A 17586-nucleotide genomic window follows, 5' to 3' on the forward strand; every position below is an offset into this window, starting at 1 on the left:
CGGCTCGCCCGCCAACCCCCTCTAGCCGAAACAACCCCAAGGGGATCTAGACGTGCTGGACGTCAACTTTTTCGATGAGCTCCGGATTGGCCTCGCCACCGCCGACGACATCCGTCAGTGGTCCTACGGCGAGGTCAAGAAGCCGGAGACCATCAACTACCGGACGCTCAAGCCCGAGAAGGACGGCCTCTTCTGCGAGAAGATCTTCGGCCCGACCCGGGACTGGGAGTGCTACTGCGGCAAGTACAAGCGCGTTCGCTTCAAGGGCATCATCTGTGAGCGCTGCGGCGTCGAGGTGACCCGCGCGAAGGTGCGCCGCGAGCGGATGGGCCACATCGAGCTGGCCGCCCCTGTCACCCACATCTGGTACTTCAAGGGTGTTCCGTCCCGCCTGGGCTACCTGCTGGACCTGGCGCCGAAGGACCTCGAGAAGATCATCTACTTCGCTGCTTACGTCATCACGGGCGTGAACACGGAGCTGCGCCACAACGACCTGCCGACCCTCGAGAACGAGATCGGCGTCGAGCGCAAGAACCTCGAGACCAAGCGTGACGCCGACATCGAGGCCCGCGCGCAGAAGCTCGAAGCCGACCTGGCCGCGCTGGAGGCGGAGGGCGCCAAGTCCGACGTCCGCCGCAAGGTCAAGGAGGGCGGCGAGCGCGAGATGCGCCAGCTGCGCGACCGCGCCGGCCGCGAGCTGGACCGCCTCGAGGAGGTCTGGACGACCTTCACGAAGCTCGACACCCGCCAGCTGATCGCCGACGAGCTGCTCTACCGCGAGCTCGTCGACCGCTACGGCGAGTACTTCACCGGCGGCATGGGCGCGGAGGCCATCCAGAAGCTGGCCACCGAGTTCGACGTCTCCGCGGAGGCCGACAACCTGCGCGACACCATCCGCAACGGCAAGGGGCAGAAGAAGCTCCGCGCGCTGAAGCGGCTCAAGGTCGTCGCGGCCTTCCAGGCCACCGGCAACGACCCGCGCGGCATGGTGCTCGACGCCGTCCCGGTGATCCCGCCGGACCTGCGCCCGATGGTGCAGCTGGACGGTGGCCGCTTCGCGACCTCCGACCTGAACGACCTGTACCGCCGGGTGATCAACCGGAACAACCGCCTCAAGCGGCTGATCGACCTCGGCGCGCCCGAGATCATCGTCAACAACGAGAAGCGGATGCTGCAGGAGGCCGTCGACGCGCTGTTCGACAACGGCCGCCGCGGGCGTCCGGTCACCGGCCCGGGCAACCGGCCGCTGAAGTCGCTGTCCGACCTCCTCAAGGGCAAGCAGGGCCGGTTCCGCCAGAACCTGCTCGGCAAGCGCGTCGACTACTCGGGCCGTTCGGTCATCATCGTCGGCCCGCAGCTGAAGCTGCACCAGTGCGGCCTGCCGAAGGACATGGCGCTCGAGCTGTTCAAGCCGTTCGTCATGAAGCGGCTGGTCGACCTGAACCACGCGCAGAACATCAAGTCCGCCAAGCGGATGGTGGAGCGCTCGCGGCCGCAGGTGTGGGACGTGCTGGAAGAGGTCATCACCGGCCACCCGGTGATGCTGAACCGCGCGCCGACGCTGCACCGCCTCGGCATCCAGGCCTTCGAGCCGCAGCTGGTCGAAGGCAAGGCCATCCAGCTGCACCCGCTGGTCTGCGAGGCGTTCAACGCGGACTTCGACGGTGACCAGATGGCGGTGCACCTGCCGCTGTCGGCCGAGGCGCAGGCCGAGGCCCGGATCCTGATGCTGTCGGCGAACAACATCCTGTCGCCGGCGTCGGGCCGTCCGCTCGCCATGCCGCGGCTGGACATGGTCACGGGCCTGTTCCACCTGACCCGCCTCACCGAGACGGCCGAGGGCGCGGGCAACGCGTACTCGTCGCCGGCCGAGGCGATCATGGCCTACGACCGCAAGGCGCTGAGCCTGCACGCTCCGGTCAAGATCCGCATCACCGACCGTCAGCCGGCGAAGGCCGACGAGGCGCGGCTCGCGGAGAAGGGCTGGGAGCCGGGCAAGGCCTGGCTGGCCGAGACCACCCTGGGCCGCGTGCTGTTCAACGAGCTGCTGCCGGCGGACTACCCGTTCATCAACGAGCCGATGCCGAAGAAGCGGCAGGCCGCGATCGTGAACGACCTCGCCGAGCGGTACTCGATGACCCAGGTTGCGCAGACTCTGGACCGCCTGAAGGACGCCGGGTTCTACTGGGCGACCCGCTCGGGCGTCACCGTCGCCATCTCGGACGTGCTCACCCCGGTGGGCAAGGCCGCCATCCTCGACGAGTACGAGGGCAAGGCGTCCCAGGTGGAGAAGCGCTACCAGCGCGGTCAGCTGTCGCACGCCGAGCGCAACAACGAGCTCGTCAAGGTGTGGACGCAGGCCACCGAAGAGGTCCACAAGATCATGGAGACGGCGCTGCCGGACGACAACCCGATCGCCATGATCGTGAAGTCGGGCGCCGCCGGTAACATGACGCAGGTCCGGTCCCTGGCCGGTATGCGTGGCCTGGTGTCGAACCCGAAGGGTGAGTACATCCCGCGTCCGATCAAGGCCAACTTCCGTGAAGGCCTGTCGGTGGCGGAGTACTTCATCGCGACGCACGGTGCCCGGAAGGGCCTGGCGGACACGGCGCTGCGGACCGCCGACTCGGGTTACCTGACCCGGCGTCTGGTGGACGTCTCGCAGGACGTCATCGTCCGCGAGACCGACTGCGGCACCACCCGCGGCATCATGATGCCGATCGGTGAGGACATCGGCGACGGCAAGGTCCTGCGCGACCAGCACGTCGAGACCTCCGTGTACGCGCGGAACCTCGCGACGGACGCGGTGGACGCCAAGGGCAACGTCGTGCTGAACGCCGGCGACGACATCGGCGACCCGGCCATCGACAAGCTGCTCTCCAGCGGCATCTCGAAGGTCAAGGTCCGCTCGGTGCTGACCTGCGAGTCGGTCGTCGGCATCTGCGCGACCTGCTACGGCCGCTCGATGGCGACCGGTCTGCTGGTCGACGTCGGCGAGGCCGTGGGTATCGTCGCGGCCCAGTCGATCGGTGAGCCGGGTACGCAGCTGACGATGCGTACGTTCCACCAGGGTGGTGTGGCCGGTGACGACATCACGACCGGTCTGCCGCGTGTCCAGGAGCTGTTCGAGGCCCGCGTCCCGAAGGGCAAGGCGCCCATCGCCGACGTCGACGGCCGCGTGCGGATCGAGGAGAGCGAGCGGTTCTGGAAGATCACCCTCATCCCGGACGACGGGGGCGAGGAGATCGTCTTCGACAAGCTGTCCAAGCGGCAGCGGCTCGCGAACACCCCGAACGGCCCGCTGGGCGACGGTGACCACGTGCACGTCGGTCAGCAGCTGCTCGAGGGCACCCCGGACCCGCACGAGGTGCTGCGGGTCATGGGGCCGCGCGAGGCGCAGATCCACCTGGTGGACGAGGTCCAGAAGGTGTACCGGGCGCAGGGTGTGTCGATCCACGACAAGCACATCGAGGTCATCGTCCGGCAGATGCTGCGCCGGGTGACGATCATCGACTCCGGGGCCACGGACTTCCTGCCGGGCGAGCTGCCCGAGCGGACCAAGTTCGAGGCGACGAACCGGGCCGCGGTCGCCGAAGGCGGCGAGCCGGCTTCGGGCCGTCCGGTGCTGATGGGGATCACGAAGGCGTCGCTCACCACGGACTCGTGGCTGTCGGCGGCGTCGTTCCAGGAGACCACGCGAGTCCTGACCGACGCGGCGATCAACGGCCGCTCGGACAAGCTCGTGGGCCTCAAGGAGAACGTGATCATCGGTAAGCTGATCCCGGCCGGTACGGGCATCAACAAGTACCGCAACATCCAGGTGCAGCCGACCGAGGAGGCCCGGGTCGCGGCGTACGCGATCCCGTCCTACGACGACGGTTACTACACCCCGGACGTGTTCGGTACGGGTACCGGTGCCGCGGTTCCGCTGGACGACTACGACTTCGGCCGCGACTTCCGCTGAAGCTGAGTCACGAGAAAGGCCCCTGCCGGGTTTCCGGCGGGGGCCTTTCCCGTTTGTCACCCCATCAGGTGTTCACCTGTCCGGACTTTCGCTAGAGTGAGCCGGTTCACGCGGTTCGGGGGCTTTGCGCGTTTCCAACGGGTAATCAGGGGTGACTGTTCGTGAACATATCCAGAAGCGCGAGATCCTTCGCGCGCGATTTCGCCGCGCTGACGGCCGCGGCCGTGCTGACCAGCGTGTTCGCCGGCCCGGCGGCCGCGGACGAGCCGACACCGACCGCCACCGCGCCGGCGACGTCCGAAGCGCCGTCCACATCGGAGGCGCCGGCGGGTTCGGAAGCGCCGGAGCCGAGCACGGCGCCGAGTTCCACCCAGCCGGAGAACAAGCCCGCGGCCGCGCAGCCGCAGGCCGAGCCCGCGCAACGCGCGCAGGTCGCGGCCTCGATCGATCTCGGTGACGACCCTTATCCGTCCAACGAGGACGTCCACTTCAAGATCAAGCTGACGAACACCGGTGGGGTCACCGCGGACGGCGTCTACGTCTACCAGCTCACCGACAAGCCGACCGATCTGAACGTTCCTTGGGGTGGCTGGGGTGACCTGAGTTCCGGGCGGGGGATCAAGCTCGAGCCGGATCAGTCGTTCGAGCTGTCGGGCACCGGGAGCATCCGGGATATCCGGCTGGACACCGTGACCGTCCGAGCCGTCCTGTTCGACAAAACCGGCTTCAGCGTCAGCCCCGAGTTCGGAGCGTCGGCGAAGGTCACCGCGGCCCCCGGCGACGCGTCGGGCATCGTGTACGGCGACAAGAACGGCAACGGCTCCTACGACGCCGGCGAAAAGCTGACCGGGATCAAGCTCAGCCTGCGGTACATCCACGGCGACGTCACCTACACCGCGACGAGCGACGAGAACGGCACCCTGACCTTCAACGTCCCGGCCGCGGACTACTACCTCGGCGGCGACGTGGTCGACGGCTGGTTGTTCCCGTGGCGCACCGTCCACATCGGCAAGGGCACGAAGCTGGATCTCCGCGGCGCACCGCCGCTGAACGGTGCGCTCAAGGCGTCGATGAAGTTCACCCAGGACAGCTACAAGGTCGGCGACACCGCGCACCTCACCGTCACGCTGGCCAACTCCGGCAAGACCCCGCTCGTCGGGATCGTGGCCGAGTGCAACCGGATCGGCGACCCCGAAATCCTGCAGGGCACGGGTCCCGGCTGGGGCGACCTGCTCTGGTCGCGCGGGGTGACGATCGGCGCCGGGGAGACGCGCACCTTCGACGTCACCGACACGGTGCCGGCGGCCGCGTTCAACCGCGGTTTCGTCGTTGCCGCCTGTGACTTCGGGTATCCCGAAGTCGACATCGAGAACCACGCGGAGGCTTCCGACCAGGCGGCGGTGCCCGGCGGTGTCGGCGCCCTCGCCGGCGAGGTGGAGGTCTACACCGACCAAGGCCAGGTCAAGCACGGTGTGGCCGGGGTCAAGGTCGTGCTGACCGCCGAGCAGGCCTGCCCGGTCATCGGCGAGCAGACGACGGACGAGAAGGGCCACTTCGAGTTCCGCAAGCTGGTTCCGGGGCTCGCCTACAAGCTGTACTTCCTGCCGCCGAAGGGCTGGAAGATCAAGTACGACAACCCGACCTCGGTCGACGTCTACGCACCGGAGGACAACCCGGCCCGGCTGGGCATCCAGGCCGAGGAGGGTGACGCGCCGCTCCCGAAGGTGCCCACCAACCCGGAGACCTGCACGGCCGCCGCCTCCACGACGCCGTCGACCGGCGCGGCCAGCAGCACCGGCGGCACCGGTGGCGGCCAGAGCGGCGGCTCCGGGCTGGCCAGCACCGGCGTCGACGCGATCGGCCTCGGCGCGCTCGCGCTGCTGGCCCTCGCCCTCGGCGGCGGTCTGGTCGTCGGCGCCCGCCGTCGGCGTCGCACGATCTGACGTAGGAGAGCGAAGCGCCCCCGGTCCACTGTGGACCGGGGGCGCTTTCGTCCGGGCGAAAAGCGTTTCAGTGCAGGCTTCCCCGGGACACCGGGAAATCGAAGTAGGTGTCCGGGAACGGCTCGCCGTTCAGCGTGAAGTGCCACCACTCCTCGGGCAGGTTGCGGAAGCCCGCCGCGGCCATCGTCGAGCGCAGCAGGTCGCGGTGCTGCCGGGCGACGCCGGTGATCGCCGGGTTGTCGGTGTGGGCGAGCGGGTCGAAGCAGTCGTAGCCGGTGCCCATGTCGACGGTGTTGTCGGGGAACCGCTGGTCCCGCGGCGCGAAGCACGCCTCGAGCGGCTCGCCTGGGACGTACGGGCGCTGGAACCGCGGCGGGATCCGCACGAGGGTGAGGTCCATCGTGCTGCCGCGGCTGTGCCCGGACTTCTCGGCGATGTACCCGTCGGCGAAGAGCCGGTCCTTGGCGACGTTCGGGTAGAACTCGGCCTTCATCTTCTCGTCGGCGAGGTCCTTGGCCCACCGCACGAAGTGGTCGACGGCGCGCTGCGGCCGGTAGCAGTCGTAGACCTTGAGCGTGTAACCGCGCTTGAGCAGCCGGGCCTGCGCCTGCCGCAGGCCTTCGGCGGCCTGCCGGGTGAGGATGCACATGGGCTGGCGGTACCCGTCGATGCGGCGGCCGACGAAGTTGTGCCGCGTGTCGTAGCGGATGTCCTGCAGGATCGACGGTGCGACGTCGGAGAGTGCGACGAAGGCCCCGGAAGTGCCGGCCTGCGCGGGGGAGGGGACGGCGAGACCGGCCGTCGCGGCGAGGGTGACGGCGAGAGCGCGCACCCGGCGAGTGAAGATCGGCATCCCTCTCGTCTATCAGCTCGGCCCCGGGCGCGCAGCCGCCGTCGGGGTCAGGACCAGCCTTCCGAGGTCGTCGCGCGCAGGAAGTCGTCCGACGGCGGCTGCACCGGCCGTCCCTCGAACTGCGTCGACAGCACCACCGACGACCGCAGTTCACCGTGCTTGCCCAGCCGTTCCAGCAGCCCCTCGAAGTGCTCGAGCGACGCCGCCCGGATCTTCAGCATCGTGCAGTGGTCGCCGCTGAGCCGGTGGATCTCGACGACCCGTCGGCCTGCAGCAGGTCCAGCAGCCGCCAGTCGACGTCGTCCAGCGCCTTTTCCGAACGGAAGGTCATGGGCCTCATCTTCCTTCCGATGCGCGCCCGGGGCGAGCGAAATCCCGTGCACCGGCCCTTCGAACCGCGGCCGGATTTCCCTGACGTTGCTGCTCATGGGGACTTCGACGGTGACCGGGCGGACCCGGTCGATGGGGGCACTGTTCACCGGTGTCGCGTTGCTCAACACGGCCACGGTCGGCCTCGGCACGGCGGGCACGCTGATCGTCGCCGCCGGCAGCGGCGCGGTCTGGAGCGGGTTGCCGAGCGTGGCGAACGTGCTCGGCACCGCGGCGGGTGCGCTCGGCACCGGGAGGCTGCTGCCGGTCCACGGCAGTCGCCGGGTACTGGCCGGTGGCTACGCCCTCGCCGCGGCCGGCGCGCTGGTGGCGTTCGCGGGCGCGCTGGCGACGTCGGTCGTGCCGCTGCTGCTGGGCATCCTGCTGGTCGGGCTGGGCAACGGCGGGGCGCAGCTCTCGCGGTACCTGGCCGCGGACCTGTACCCGGAGGACCGCCGGGGGCGCGCGCTCTCGACCGTCGTCTGGGGCGGGACCGTCGGCGCGCTCGCCGGGCCGGCCCTGATGGGTCCGGCGGCCGGCGCCGCGGCCGGCTTCGGCTGGCCGCCGCTGTCCGGCCCGGCCGCGATCGCGGTCTTGGCCACGGCGGGCGCGGCGCTGGCGGCGGCGTTCCTCCCGCGGCACGTGCCCCCGCAGCGACAACCGGGCCTCCGGCCCGGGCCGGAGGCTCCGCCACCCGGACCCCCGAAAAGCCCGCCGCGACAACCGGGCCTCCAGCCCGGGCCGGGGGCTCCGCCACCCGGACCCCCGAAAAGCCCGCAGCGACAACCGGGCCTCCGGCCCGGGCCGGGGGCTCCGCCACCCGGACCCCCGAAAAGCCCGCCGTGGAAACCGGCCGTGATCGCCCGGCCCGGTGCGGCCGGCCGGGTTCGCGCGGCCGCTGGTCGCGATGGTGGTCGCGCAGCTCACGGTGGGCGCGGTCATGACGATGACGCCGTTGCAGCTGCAGGCGCACGGGCACGGCCTCGGCGTCGTCGGGTGGGTGCTGAGCGCGCACATGTTCGCCGGCGGCGGGTACGGCCTGGTCGCGGTGGTCGGCGGCGTGCTGGCCCTGCTCCCGCTGGCGTTCTCCGCCGCCCGTGACGGCCGGTAGCCGGGCCGTTGTCGGCAAATCTCTCGTCGCCGCGGCCGCCGCCGGGCGGCGAAGATGGGCCGTGGCTGACTCTGTGCCCTTCACGGACAACTTCTCGGACCTCTCGAACACGCAGGGGTACCAGTTCGAATTCCGTTGCGAGCGTTGCGGCAACGGCTTCCGCTCCGCCTTCCAGCGCGACAACGTCGAGACCGGCCGAAGCGTGCTTCGCGCGGTGGGCTCGTTCTTCGGCGGCACGCTGCGCGACCTGAGCAATTCGGCCGACCAGTGGCGCTACGACCGCGCGACGAACTCACCGGCCAAGGACAAGGCCCTGGCGGCGGCGGTCGAGGAGATCACGCCGAGCTTCCGCCAGTGCCGCGGCTGCGGCGACTGGATGTGCCAGGACCAGTGCTGGAACGAGGAGATCGGCCAGTGCCTGCGCTGCTCGCCGAGCGTCGCGGAGGAGATCTCGCGCGCCCAGGCCGCGGCCCAGCGCGACCAGATCTGGGACAAGGCCCGCGACAAGGACTGGACGGCGGGCCTGGACCTCGACACCCGGGCCAAGGTCAGCTGCCCGGGCTGCGGCCTGAAAGCGGACGGCGGCAAGTTCTGTTCGTCCTGCGGGACGTCGCTGGCCTTGAAGGTCGCCTGCGGCGGCTGCGGCAGTGAGAGCAACAAGCCGGGAGCGCTGTTCTGCTCCGATTGCGGCGCCAAACTCTGAACCGGGCCCCTCCGGAAACCGGCGTTCCACCCCTCGTTCCCACGAATTCCGTCACGCTCTCCCGGTGCGGCCCGCGATGCGGGCCGTTCCCTTTCCCGGCCATCGACAACCGCCTTCGTCGCGGGTATTTGTCTAGGGTGCGCGAGGGGGGCTCGCGGGCACGAACCGGAACGGTGGTCGTTCCGGGATTCGTCGAGGAGGGTGCGGCGTGGCGGCCGACGGTGCGAGCGGAAACGGCACGGAATGGCCCGGTGGCACGGTCATGTCGCGGCTACCGGGTGCGCTGGGCGGTGAGCTGCTGAGACTGGGGAACCCGAAACCGTGCCCCGCCGGGACCGTCCTGCTGCACCAGGGCGAACCCAGCACGCACGTTTTCCTGCTCGGGCACGGAAAACAGCCCAGGCTGGCGTGCGTCAAGGTCACCGCGGCGGATCGGAACGGCACCGAAAGCCTGCTGGGCATCAGGATCAGCGGCGATCTCGTCGGCGAGATGGGGGTGCTGCGGGAAGGTCCTCGCTCGGCCACGGTGACGGCGTGCCGGGCGATGACGGTGCACCGGATTCCGCTGGAGCAGTTCCGGCACTTCCTGCGGCGCCGGGAAGAAGCCTGGCGGGTGGTCTGCCACATGATCGCCGACCGGCTCGACTGGGCGAACCGCCGCCGGCTCGACTTCGCGGGGTACGACACGGCGGTCCGGCTCGCCCGGGTCCTGCTCGAACTGGCCGAGTACCACGGTGCGCCGGGTGAGGCCGGGATGAGGCTCGACATCGAGCTTTCGCAACCGGAATTCGGCAAGCTGATCGGTGCGGGCCGGGACGCGATCCAATTGGCTGTCCGTCAATTGAAGGAGAAGAACTACATCGCGTACCGATACCGGACAGTAACCATTCTTGACCTGAACGGACTAGCGACGTTCGCTGATCCTGGCTAACGAACCGGTGCAGATCACGGAATTTTCCGGAGTCTTGGTCACGCAGTGCAGGCAGACTCTGCGCTCATCTCCTAACGGCTCCGAAAAGGACAAAGACCTTGGCTCGCGGCACCGATTTTTCCCGCCATCTGCTCATTTCCCTCGACGTGCAAGGCTACGGCGGCCGGGACGACCGGCAGCACGCTTCGATCCAATCCGGCCTGCTCGCCGTGGCGGACACCGCCGCCCTCCGGTGCGGCCTGGACCGGACGACCTGGCACCGGCAGGGTGCCGGCGACGGCGAACTGGCGATCCTCCCGCCCGGCACCCCCGAACCGGCGGTCGTGGACGACTACGTCCGCGAGCTGGCCGCGGCGCTCGCCGACCACAACCACGACCTCGCGGCCGAAGCCCGGATGCGCATCCGGATCGCGATCCACCACGGGGTCGCGATGCCCGGCGCGAACGGCTGGACGGGACAGGGCGTGGTGGGCGTGAGCCGCCTCGTCGACAGCGCACCCGTCCGCGGCGCCCTGCGCGCGTTCCCGGACGCCGACCTGGCCGTGCTCGTTTCGCGGCAGATCTACACCGACGTCGTGGCCCAGCGCCACACCTCGCTGAAACCGGGGGAGTTCCGGGAAGTCGTGGTGCGGCAGAAGGAATTCACCGACGTGGCCTGGCTCCGGGTCCCGGGGCACGACGTGCACGGCGCCCGGCTCTCGGCCGATCCGCCGCCGGCCGAGCCGGCGGGCACCCGGGTGACCGCCGGGGCCGGGCAGCACTACCGCGCCGAGGCGATCACCGTGGTCAACGGGAGCGTCGACGCGGCGAACGCGGTCTTCGGGATCAAGCACGGCTCATGAGCGAGGAAGAACCGGCGGAAAAGCCGGCCGAGACGCCGGAGCCCGCGCCCGGCGACGACTACACCGAACAGCTCGCGGGTGCGGTGAACCAGTTCAACGGCCCGATCTACGCCGACGGCGCCCAGTTCGGCATCGGCCCGCAGCGGCCGGCGCGCGTCAAGGCCGCGGCCGGCAAGCTCGACGACACCGATGTCCTGGCCGAGCTGAGCCACTACGTCACGCCGGCCTGCTACGACACCGCGCTCGGGGCGTTGCGCAAGGACCACGTCGTCGGCCTGCACGGCGACCGGGGGACCGGGAAGCGGGCGGGGGCGATCGCGCTGCTGCGCGAGGTCACCGACGGGCCGCTGTACCTGCTGTCCCCGATGAACCGGCTCAAGAGCCTGGCCGAACGCGACTACGCGGCGGGAAGCGGCTACATCATCGCCGACCGCATCGCGGAGCGGAGAGCCGCCGACGTCGACTTCACGTGGCGGACCGTCCGCGACCGCGTCCGCGACCAAGGGGCCCACCTCGTCGTCACCACGACCACGCCGACCGGGTGCGGGGAAGTCGACGCCGTCGCCCAGGTGCGGTGGGAACAGCCCGACCCGCGGCAGGTGCTGCGCGTTCGGCTCGCCGGCCTCGACGACGTCGACGAGGTCGTCGAACGGGTCCTGCGTGCCTGGCCCGACGGCGGGCAGCTGACCGACCTCGTCGCCGTCGCCGCCGACCTCGGCGAGGGGCTGACGGTCGAGCAGGCGCTGCCCAAGTTGGACGCGTCCCTGCACGACCGGGTCCGGACGTGGTTCGACGAAGAGCGCGACGAGCGGGACTTCCTGGCCGCCACCGCACTGGCCTTCCTCGACGGGGCGCGGCAACGGACCTTCGAGTCGGCGCTGGGAAAGCTGGAGGCGAAGCTCGCCGAGTCGATCGTCGGCGACGAGCCGGACCCCGGCGAGCGCCCGCAGCCGGAGTTGCTGCGGCAACACCGGCTCAAGCTCTACGCGCCCGACAGCCTGATCAAGGTCGAGCGGGCCGGCTCGGACGGGGTCGCCCGGCACTGCCCCCGGTTCCGGGAGCCGCGGTACCGGCGGTTCGTGCTCGCCGAGCTGTGGGCCCGCGAAGAAGCGCCCTTCTGGGACGGCGTCTCCGCGTGGCTCGACGAGGTGATGCCGGAGGAGGGCCTGCGGGTCGCGGCCGGGCTCGCCGAACTCGCGCGGTACGCCTTCGACGAGGTCGACGACATCCTGGCGCCGTGGGCCGACGGGAAACGCGGCTGGCCGGGCCAGACCACCGCGACCCACGTGCTGTGGCTGCTGAGCTACGACGAAGCCCTCGCCCCGGAAGCGCTGCAGCTGGCGGCGCAGTGGGCCGGGCGCGGTACCCCGGCCGAACGGTGGACGGGCGCGGTCGCGCTGAGCGGCGAGCTCGGCGCCCGTTACCCGCACGAAGCGGCCAACCGCCTCTGGCAGCTCATCCTGCAGAGCCACACGGTCACCGGAGACGCGCACGTCGCGCTCGCCGCCCTGTTCGTCACGTTGACCCGGCGCACCGAGGACGCCGGGGTCGTCTTGACGCTGCTCGACGGGAAAGTGCGGCGGCTGGACAACCCGGGCACCAAGCCGGAGTACATCCGGGCGGCCACGCGGGCGACCCTCAGCGTGCTCGCCGCGCGCGACCGGATCTCCGGCCGGCACGCCGCCATCACCCACCTCTGCCGCGTGGGGGACCGGACCGCGCCCGTCCAAGGGCGGCTGTGGGCCACGGTCCTGCGCAACCGGCCGACACGCAAGCGGGCGCTGACCGTCCTGCGCTCCGCCCTCGACGACCTCAAGCACCTCTGCGACGACCCCGTCGCGGTCGCGACTTCGCTCGGGCTGGCCATTTCGGTGGCCCTGCCCGCCGGCGAAGCCGACCTCCTCCGCGCGGACTTCGCCGCGTTGGAGGCGCGTACCAGCAAAGACAGTTCCCCTCTGGTCGAGCACCTGCTCGCCGCGATCTCCCACCTGCACCGAGAGGCTGCCGCACTGCCATGACCGAGTCCTACCCGATCGTCGAACAGCGCCCGCTGGATCCCGCGCAGACCAAGGGGAAGTTCTTCTGGCGCAAGGAATACCGCGAACACGGCGAACTGCCGAGGCCGAACGCGCACCAGGTCTTCGTCTACCGCGTAGACGGCGAATACGTCCTCGACAGCGCCCAGCGGCGCCTGGACGAGGAACAGGTCGTCCGGGCCACCCACGTCAGCCTGGTGGACCTGACCCGGGACGCCGAGGTGATCGTCGAGCTGGCCATCCCGTCCGCCGAAGCCGACGACTTCACCATGCGCGTCACGTTCGTCTGCACCGTGACGAACGCCGTCAGCGTCGTCCGGGAGGGGCGGGGCGACGCGCAAACGCTGCTGCGGGCCTACCTCAAGAGCCACCACCGGATCTTCGAGCTGGGCCTGGAGTACCGGCTCCTGCAGATCAACGAAGTCCGCCGGGACGTCAACGCCCAGGTGAAGGCCTTCACCACGCTCAAGCCGCCGGTTATTTCCGGCATCGCCGTGGAGCTGCGCAGCGTCGAGGTGCTGACCCCGGACGAGTACCGGCAGCTGATGGGCAACCGCCGCAGCATCGAATACCAGCACGAGCTGGACACGACGCAGCAGCGCCTGGACCATTCGCTGACCGCGGAACGCCAGCACCACGACCAGTACCTCGAGCGCGACCGGAGCGGGCACGACCACCGGCTGAGCACCGAACGGCAGGCGCACGAGCAGCGCCTGGAGTGGGAACGCGTGCACCACTCCGGGGTCGTCGGGATCGAGCAGCAGCGGTACGAGCTCGACCGCATGGCCGACCGGAAGGCGTTCGACCGGCACCAGCGCGGGCAGGACCGCGAGGAGATGACCGCGCTGGCCGAGATCATCCGGAACAACCCGGACAGCGCGCTGGCGAACGCGTACGTGGCCGGCTCGCTGGACGCGTCCGAGATGGCCGAGCGGCTGCTCGTCGAGAACCGCTACCGCGGCGAGGTCGAGCGCACCGAGCGGCAGGCCGCGTTCGATCGCCGGCACGAAGAGCGGCTCTACGAAATCGAGCACCGGAACGAGCAGCGCCGGTGGAGCCGCGAGCAGTCCCGCGAGGAACGCAAGTGGCGGCGCGAAGACCACGGCCTGGCCCGCGCGGAGACCCGGCGCAAGGAGGAGATCACCCTCGAGGTCATCCGGGAGCTCGGCAAGCACGGCTACCTCGACATGACGAACCTGGACCCGAACCTGCTGATCACCAAGCTGACCGGAGCCGCGCCGCGGGAGCAGCTCGAGGGCGGCGGCAAGACGGAGCTGGCCGCCGGGGACAAGGGTTCGCCCGCGCCACGGGCCGAGGCGGAAGACACCGAAGACGACGACACCGGGGTGAGGGAAGAGGATGTCAGTTGAGACCGAGGCGCCCACCCGGGGCGCCCTTCCCCCCGACGTCCCGCTGGGGACCTACCGGCCGGTGGACCCCCACCGCGGGCTCGGCCGGCGGCTGCGAGCCCTGGCCGGGACCCGCGAAGAGATCCTCGACTGGGTGCCCGAAGAGCGGCCGCGCTACACGCGGCTCGGCGCCATCATCTTCAACACCGGCCTGCTGGCCGGGGTGTCGCTGCTGGTGGCGCTCAGCGATCTGTCGACCGTGCCGTGGATCTTCCTGCTGCCCGCCGGTGCGCTGTGGGCCTACGTCATCATCAGCTTCGACGGCTGGCTGATCTCCAGCACGCACGGCATGCTCGGCGCGGGCAAGACCCGGGTGTTCGTACCCCGGCTGGTGATCTCGCTGCTGATGGGGGCCGTGATCGCGGAACCGTTGCTGCTGTGGATCTTCCAGCCCGCCATCCACAAGGAAGTCCTCGACGGCAGGCAGAACGAGCTGTCCGCCTACGAAAGCCAGTACCGCACCTGCAACCCCGAGGGTGCGCCGGCGCTCAAGACCCCCGAGTGCGCGAACTTCCAGCTGACCATCAAGAACTCGCCGGACGCGGCGCAGCAGGAGCTGGAGAAGGCGAGCAAGAACCGGGACGCGGCGAAGTCGGAGTACGACGTCCTCTACGCGCAGTGGGACCAGCTGGAGAAGCTGGCCCGGGCGGAGTGCAGCGGCGCGCGGGGCGACGGGCTCACCGGCGTGGCGGGCGACGGTCCCGAATGCGACCGGAACCGGCAGGTGGCCGACCGCTTCCGCACCGACAACCGGCTCGAGAAGCGGCAGGCCGACCTGACCGAGGCCAACACGAACATCGACGAGTTGACCGCGAAGCTGGGCAGCGCCCGGCAGACCGCCGGCCAGCAGGTCAGCGACGCCATCACCGCGAAGGTGACGTCGATGCGCGAGCACCAGGGCGTGATCGGCATCCTCGACGAGGACGAAGCGCTCGGGCGGCTCTCCGACCGGAGCGTGCTCGTGTTCGCGGCCCAGTGGCTCGTGCGGCTGCTGCTGATCGCGATCGACTGCATGCCGGTGCTGACGAAGCTGATGAGCGGCTCGACGGCCTACGACGTGCTCGTCGCCCGGCAGATCGAGGTCGCCCGCCGGCTGCACGAGAAGCACGTCACGCTGCGGGAGCGGCAGGACACCGCGGACAACGACGTCTGGCTGCAGCGGACGGAGTACAACCTCCGGACCCGGATCGACAGCATCGAGGAGGCCGATCGCTCCGCCCGGGCGCGGCGGGAGTCGGACCTGGACGCCGAGATCGACCTGCTGGCCGCGAAGCTGCGCAACCAGCAGTAGGGGAGTTCCGGCGCTCCACCGAGCAGCCCCGGCGTTCCGGCGCCGGGGCTGCGCCTGTCCGGCGGATCCGCGTCATCCCGGGCACCATGGACGCATGACGCCCGTCACCAAACGCCTCACGGTGATCGCCCTCGTCCTGATCATCGCGGGCGCGGTCCTGCTGTCGGTGGGCGCCATCGGCTTCCGGGCGACGTCGGATCAGCCCGACGCCAACATCGGCGCGGGGTTCGCCCTGCTGGCCGGGCCCTACGTCGTCGGCCTCGGGCTCGTCTTCGCCTTGTCGGCGGGCTTGACCCACCTCACGAGCCGCCGCCGCTGAGGGTCCACAGCGCCGCGGGCAGGTGGTCGGCCAGCTCGGCGAGGTAGGAGGCCTCGGCGGTGAGGTTCTGCCGCGTCGCGCAGCCCGGCCCCCAGGTCCGCGCCGAGCCGTTTTCGACGACGACCTCCCGCTGCCCGAACCGCGGGTTCGCCGCCAGCCAGCGGGCCAGTTCGGCGTCGAGCGCCGAGTCCGGCGGGAGCGTCGGCATGGACACCGGCCGGCCGGGGACGATCCGCAGCTCCGGGCCCGGCGGCACGCGCACCTGGGTGACGTGGAGAGCGCGGAAGTGGATGTGGTCGTCGAAGTGCCGGTAGGACTCCCGCGTGTCGATCCCGAGCACCGGCCGGTCGCCGAGGCGGAACTCGACCCACGGGTCGGCCGGCGCACCCGCCAGCGGTCGCCCGGTCGGGTGAACCACGCCGAAGCTCGGCGAACCGCTGCCGTACGTGCCACCCCGCTCGGCCGCGAAGGCCTTGAACCAGTGACCTTCTCGGCTCGCGGCGGCGGCCCGCTGCGACCGCCACCAGATCGCGGCGGCCACCGCGGCCACGACCACCAGGACGCCGATCGTGAAGAGCGTCTGCATCGTCAGAAGTCCAGGTCCTCGCGGGTTTCCTCGGCAGGCTGGTCCCGGCCCGTCCCGTCGTAGCCGCTCGCCTTCTTCGCGTTCTTGACGTGGCTGGTGAGCTTGCCGAGGTGGTCGTTCACCGTCTTGGCGGGGTTGTCACCGGGGTTGGCCGGGTTGAAACCGAGCACGCCCTTGATCGCCGCTTCGCCACCCTTCTTCAGCGCTTCGGTGGCGCCCGCCTTCAGCATCGTCTTCCGGTAGTCGACCTGGCCGGCGGCGTCGAGCACCGGGTTCTCGAAGGCCTTCGCCCAGCGCTGGCCGATCAGGCCCGTGTCGCCGACCGCCTTCTGGAGGAGGTCCTTGCCCTCGTTCTGCTCGGCGATCTTCGTGAGCGACTTGCCCAGCGTCGTCGAGGCGAACTTCTGCTGCAGCTCCCGGAGCCAGTCGAGCACCTTCTGCAGGAGCTCGCGCAGTTTGTTCACCTTTCGGGTGGTCTTCGCGGTCGTCTGGGCCGCCTTGACCTCGGTCACCGGAGCGGCGGCGGACAGCGAGGCCCCGCAGGTCGGCACCGCGGCGGCCAGCGCGGGCACCCACAGCAGGATCAGCCAGGTCACGAACTCGGTGAGGATGGCCTTGACCAGGTCCTCGGCGAAGCTCATCAGCATGCTGTTGAGCTGCAGCATCCGGGCCAGGTCACCGGACTTCCCGGCGACGCCCTCGATGCCGTGCGCGAACTCGCCCAGCGCCGTCTTCGCCGCGTTGCCCGCGTCACCCTCCCAGCCCTTGAGGGATTCGTCGGCGACCTCGGCGAAGTTCCGGGCCAGCTTGTCCAGGCCGGTGGCGATCGCCCCGAAGTTCTCCGCCGCGACCCCCAGCGCCGGGCTGTCGCCGCTGACGAAGTGGATCGCGTCCTGGATCGGCTGGACGGCGTTGACCAGGAAGTTCAGCCCCTGCCCGACCAGCCAGCCGAGCGGGTCGGTGGCGATGTCGGTGATGGCGCTCGAGCTCGACTGGATGAAGCTCGCGGTGTCGGTGGCGATCGTGCCGAGCGCGAGGGTGATGTCCGCGCCGTCGGGCTGCGGCGCGAAGACGGCCTTCGTCACCGAGACCGCGTCCTTGCCGACGGTGACCGCGCTCCCGGCGAACGGCGTCGCCTTGATGGCGTTGTCGACGTTGATCCCGAGCACGGTCTTCGGGTCGTCGGGCTTGACGGTGATGCCGCTCGCGACGTCTTCGACCTCGGCCAT

General features: G+C 70.4%; 14 protein-coding genes and 1 pseudogene. 11 read left to right on the forward strand and 4 right to left on the reverse strand.

What is annotated here, in order from left to right:
* Positions 1-52: 52 nt before the first annotated feature.
* On the forward strand, positions 53-3964 hold the full coding sequence (locus tag C2L58_RS37530) for a DNA-directed RNA polymerase subunit beta' (protein WP_103342395.1): 3912 nt from the start codon (positions 53-55) through the stop codon (positions 3962-3964).
* A gap of 161 nt (positions 3965-4125) precedes the next feature.
* The gene (locus tag C2L58_RS37535) at positions 4126-5907 is read left to right on the forward strand and encodes an SdrD B-like domain-containing protein (RefSeq protein WP_233226159.1); all 1782 of its coding nucleotides are present in this window, start codon (positions 4126-4128) and stop codon (positions 5905-5907) included.
* Between the two features lie 67 nt (positions 5908-5974).
* Here the strand turns inward: C2L58_RS37535 and C2L58_RS37540 are convergent, their stop codons facing one another.
* Both C2L58_RS37540 and C2L58_RS51015 read right to left on the reverse strand, forming a co-directional pair.
* Positions 5975-6760 carry a M15 family metallopeptidase gene (locus C2L58_RS37540; RefSeq protein ID WP_103342397.1) on the reverse strand — a complete coding sequence of 262 codons (786 nt, stop codon included), beginning with the start codon at positions 6758-6760 and terminating at the stop codon, positions 5975-5977.
* 47 nt (positions 6761-6807) lie between these two features.
* Positions 6808-6981, reverse strand: a complete 174-nt coding sequence (locus C2L58_RS51015; protein ID WP_233226160.1) for an Lrp/AsnC ligand binding domain-containing protein — start codon at positions 6979-6981, stop codon at positions 6808-6810.
* Positions 6982-7222: 241 nt separating this feature from the next.
* Between C2L58_RS51015 and C2L58_RS37550 the strand changes: the two are divergent.
* The 9 genes and pseudogenes from C2L58_RS37550 to C2L58_RS37595 form a co-directional block, all read left to right on the forward strand.
* Positions 7223-7753, forward strand: a pseudogene (locus tag C2L58_RS37550) (MFS transporter); the annotation flags it as partial.
* A gap of 247 nt (positions 7754-8000) precedes the next feature.
* On the forward strand, positions 8001-8240 hold the full coding sequence (locus C2L58_RS37560; protein ID WP_233226172.1) for a hypothetical protein: 240 nt from the start codon (positions 8001-8003) through the stop codon (positions 8238-8240).
* Between the two features lie 61 nt (positions 8241-8301).
* On the forward strand, positions 8302-8943 hold the full coding sequence (locus C2L58_RS37565) for a zinc ribbon domain-containing protein (protein ID WP_233226161.1): 642 nt from the start codon (positions 8302-8304) through the stop codon (positions 8941-8943).
* A gap of 208 nt (positions 8944-9151) precedes the next feature.
* Positions 9152-9874, forward strand: coding sequence for a Crp/Fnr family transcriptional regulator (locus C2L58_RS37570; RefSeq protein ID WP_103342399.1), 723 nt, complete (start codon positions 9152-9154; stop codon positions 9872-9874).
* Positions 9875-9972: 98 nt separating this feature from the next.
* The gene (locus C2L58_RS37575) at positions 9973-10716 is read left to right on the forward strand and encodes a hypothetical protein (RefSeq protein WP_233226162.1); all 744 of its coding nucleotides are present in this window, start codon (positions 9973-9975) and stop codon (positions 10714-10716) included.
* The gene (locus tag C2L58_RS37580; protein WP_103342400.1) at positions 10713-12734 is read left to right on the forward strand and encodes a hypothetical protein; all 2022 of its coding nucleotides are present in this window, start codon (positions 10713-10715) and stop codon (positions 12732-12734) included. Before C2L58_RS37575 ends, C2L58_RS37580 begins: the two co-directional genes overlap by 4 nt.
* Complete coding sequence (locus C2L58_RS37585) at positions 12731-14122, forward strand: hypothetical protein (protein WP_103342401.1); 1392 nt, start codon at positions 12731-12733, stop codon at positions 14120-14122. Before C2L58_RS37580 ends, C2L58_RS37585 begins: the two co-directional genes overlap by 4 nt.
* The gene (locus tag C2L58_RS37590; protein WP_233226163.1) at positions 14112-15452 is read left to right on the forward strand and encodes a DUF4407 domain-containing protein; all 1341 of its coding nucleotides are present in this window, start codon (positions 14112-14114) and stop codon (positions 15450-15452) included. Before C2L58_RS37585 ends, C2L58_RS37590 begins: the two co-directional genes overlap by 11 nt.
* Positions 15453-15546: 94 nt before the next feature.
* On the forward strand, positions 15547-15771 hold the full coding sequence (locus C2L58_RS37595; protein ID WP_103342403.1) for a hypothetical protein: 225 nt from the start codon (positions 15547-15549) through the stop codon (positions 15769-15771).
* Here the strand turns inward: C2L58_RS37595 and C2L58_RS51020 are convergent.
* Together C2L58_RS51020 and C2L58_RS37605 are read right to left on the reverse strand one after the other, a co-directional pair.
* Complete coding sequence (locus C2L58_RS51020) at positions 15752-16357, reverse strand: hypothetical protein (protein ID WP_233226164.1); 606 nt, start codon at positions 16355-16357, stop codon at positions 15752-15754. The genes C2L58_RS37595 and C2L58_RS51020 overlap by 20 nt on opposite strands.
* A gap of 2 nt (positions 16358-16359) precedes the next feature.
* A complete protein-coding gene (locus tag C2L58_RS37605; protein WP_103342404.1) occupies positions 16360-17586 on the reverse strand; it encodes a hypothetical protein in 1227 nt (408 codons plus the stop codon).

This window comes from Amycolatopsis sp. CA-126428 (genome assembly GCF_002904335.1).
Taxonomy (GTDB): domain Bacteria; phylum Actinomycetota; class Actinomycetes; order Mycobacteriales; family Pseudonocardiaceae; genus Amycolatopsis.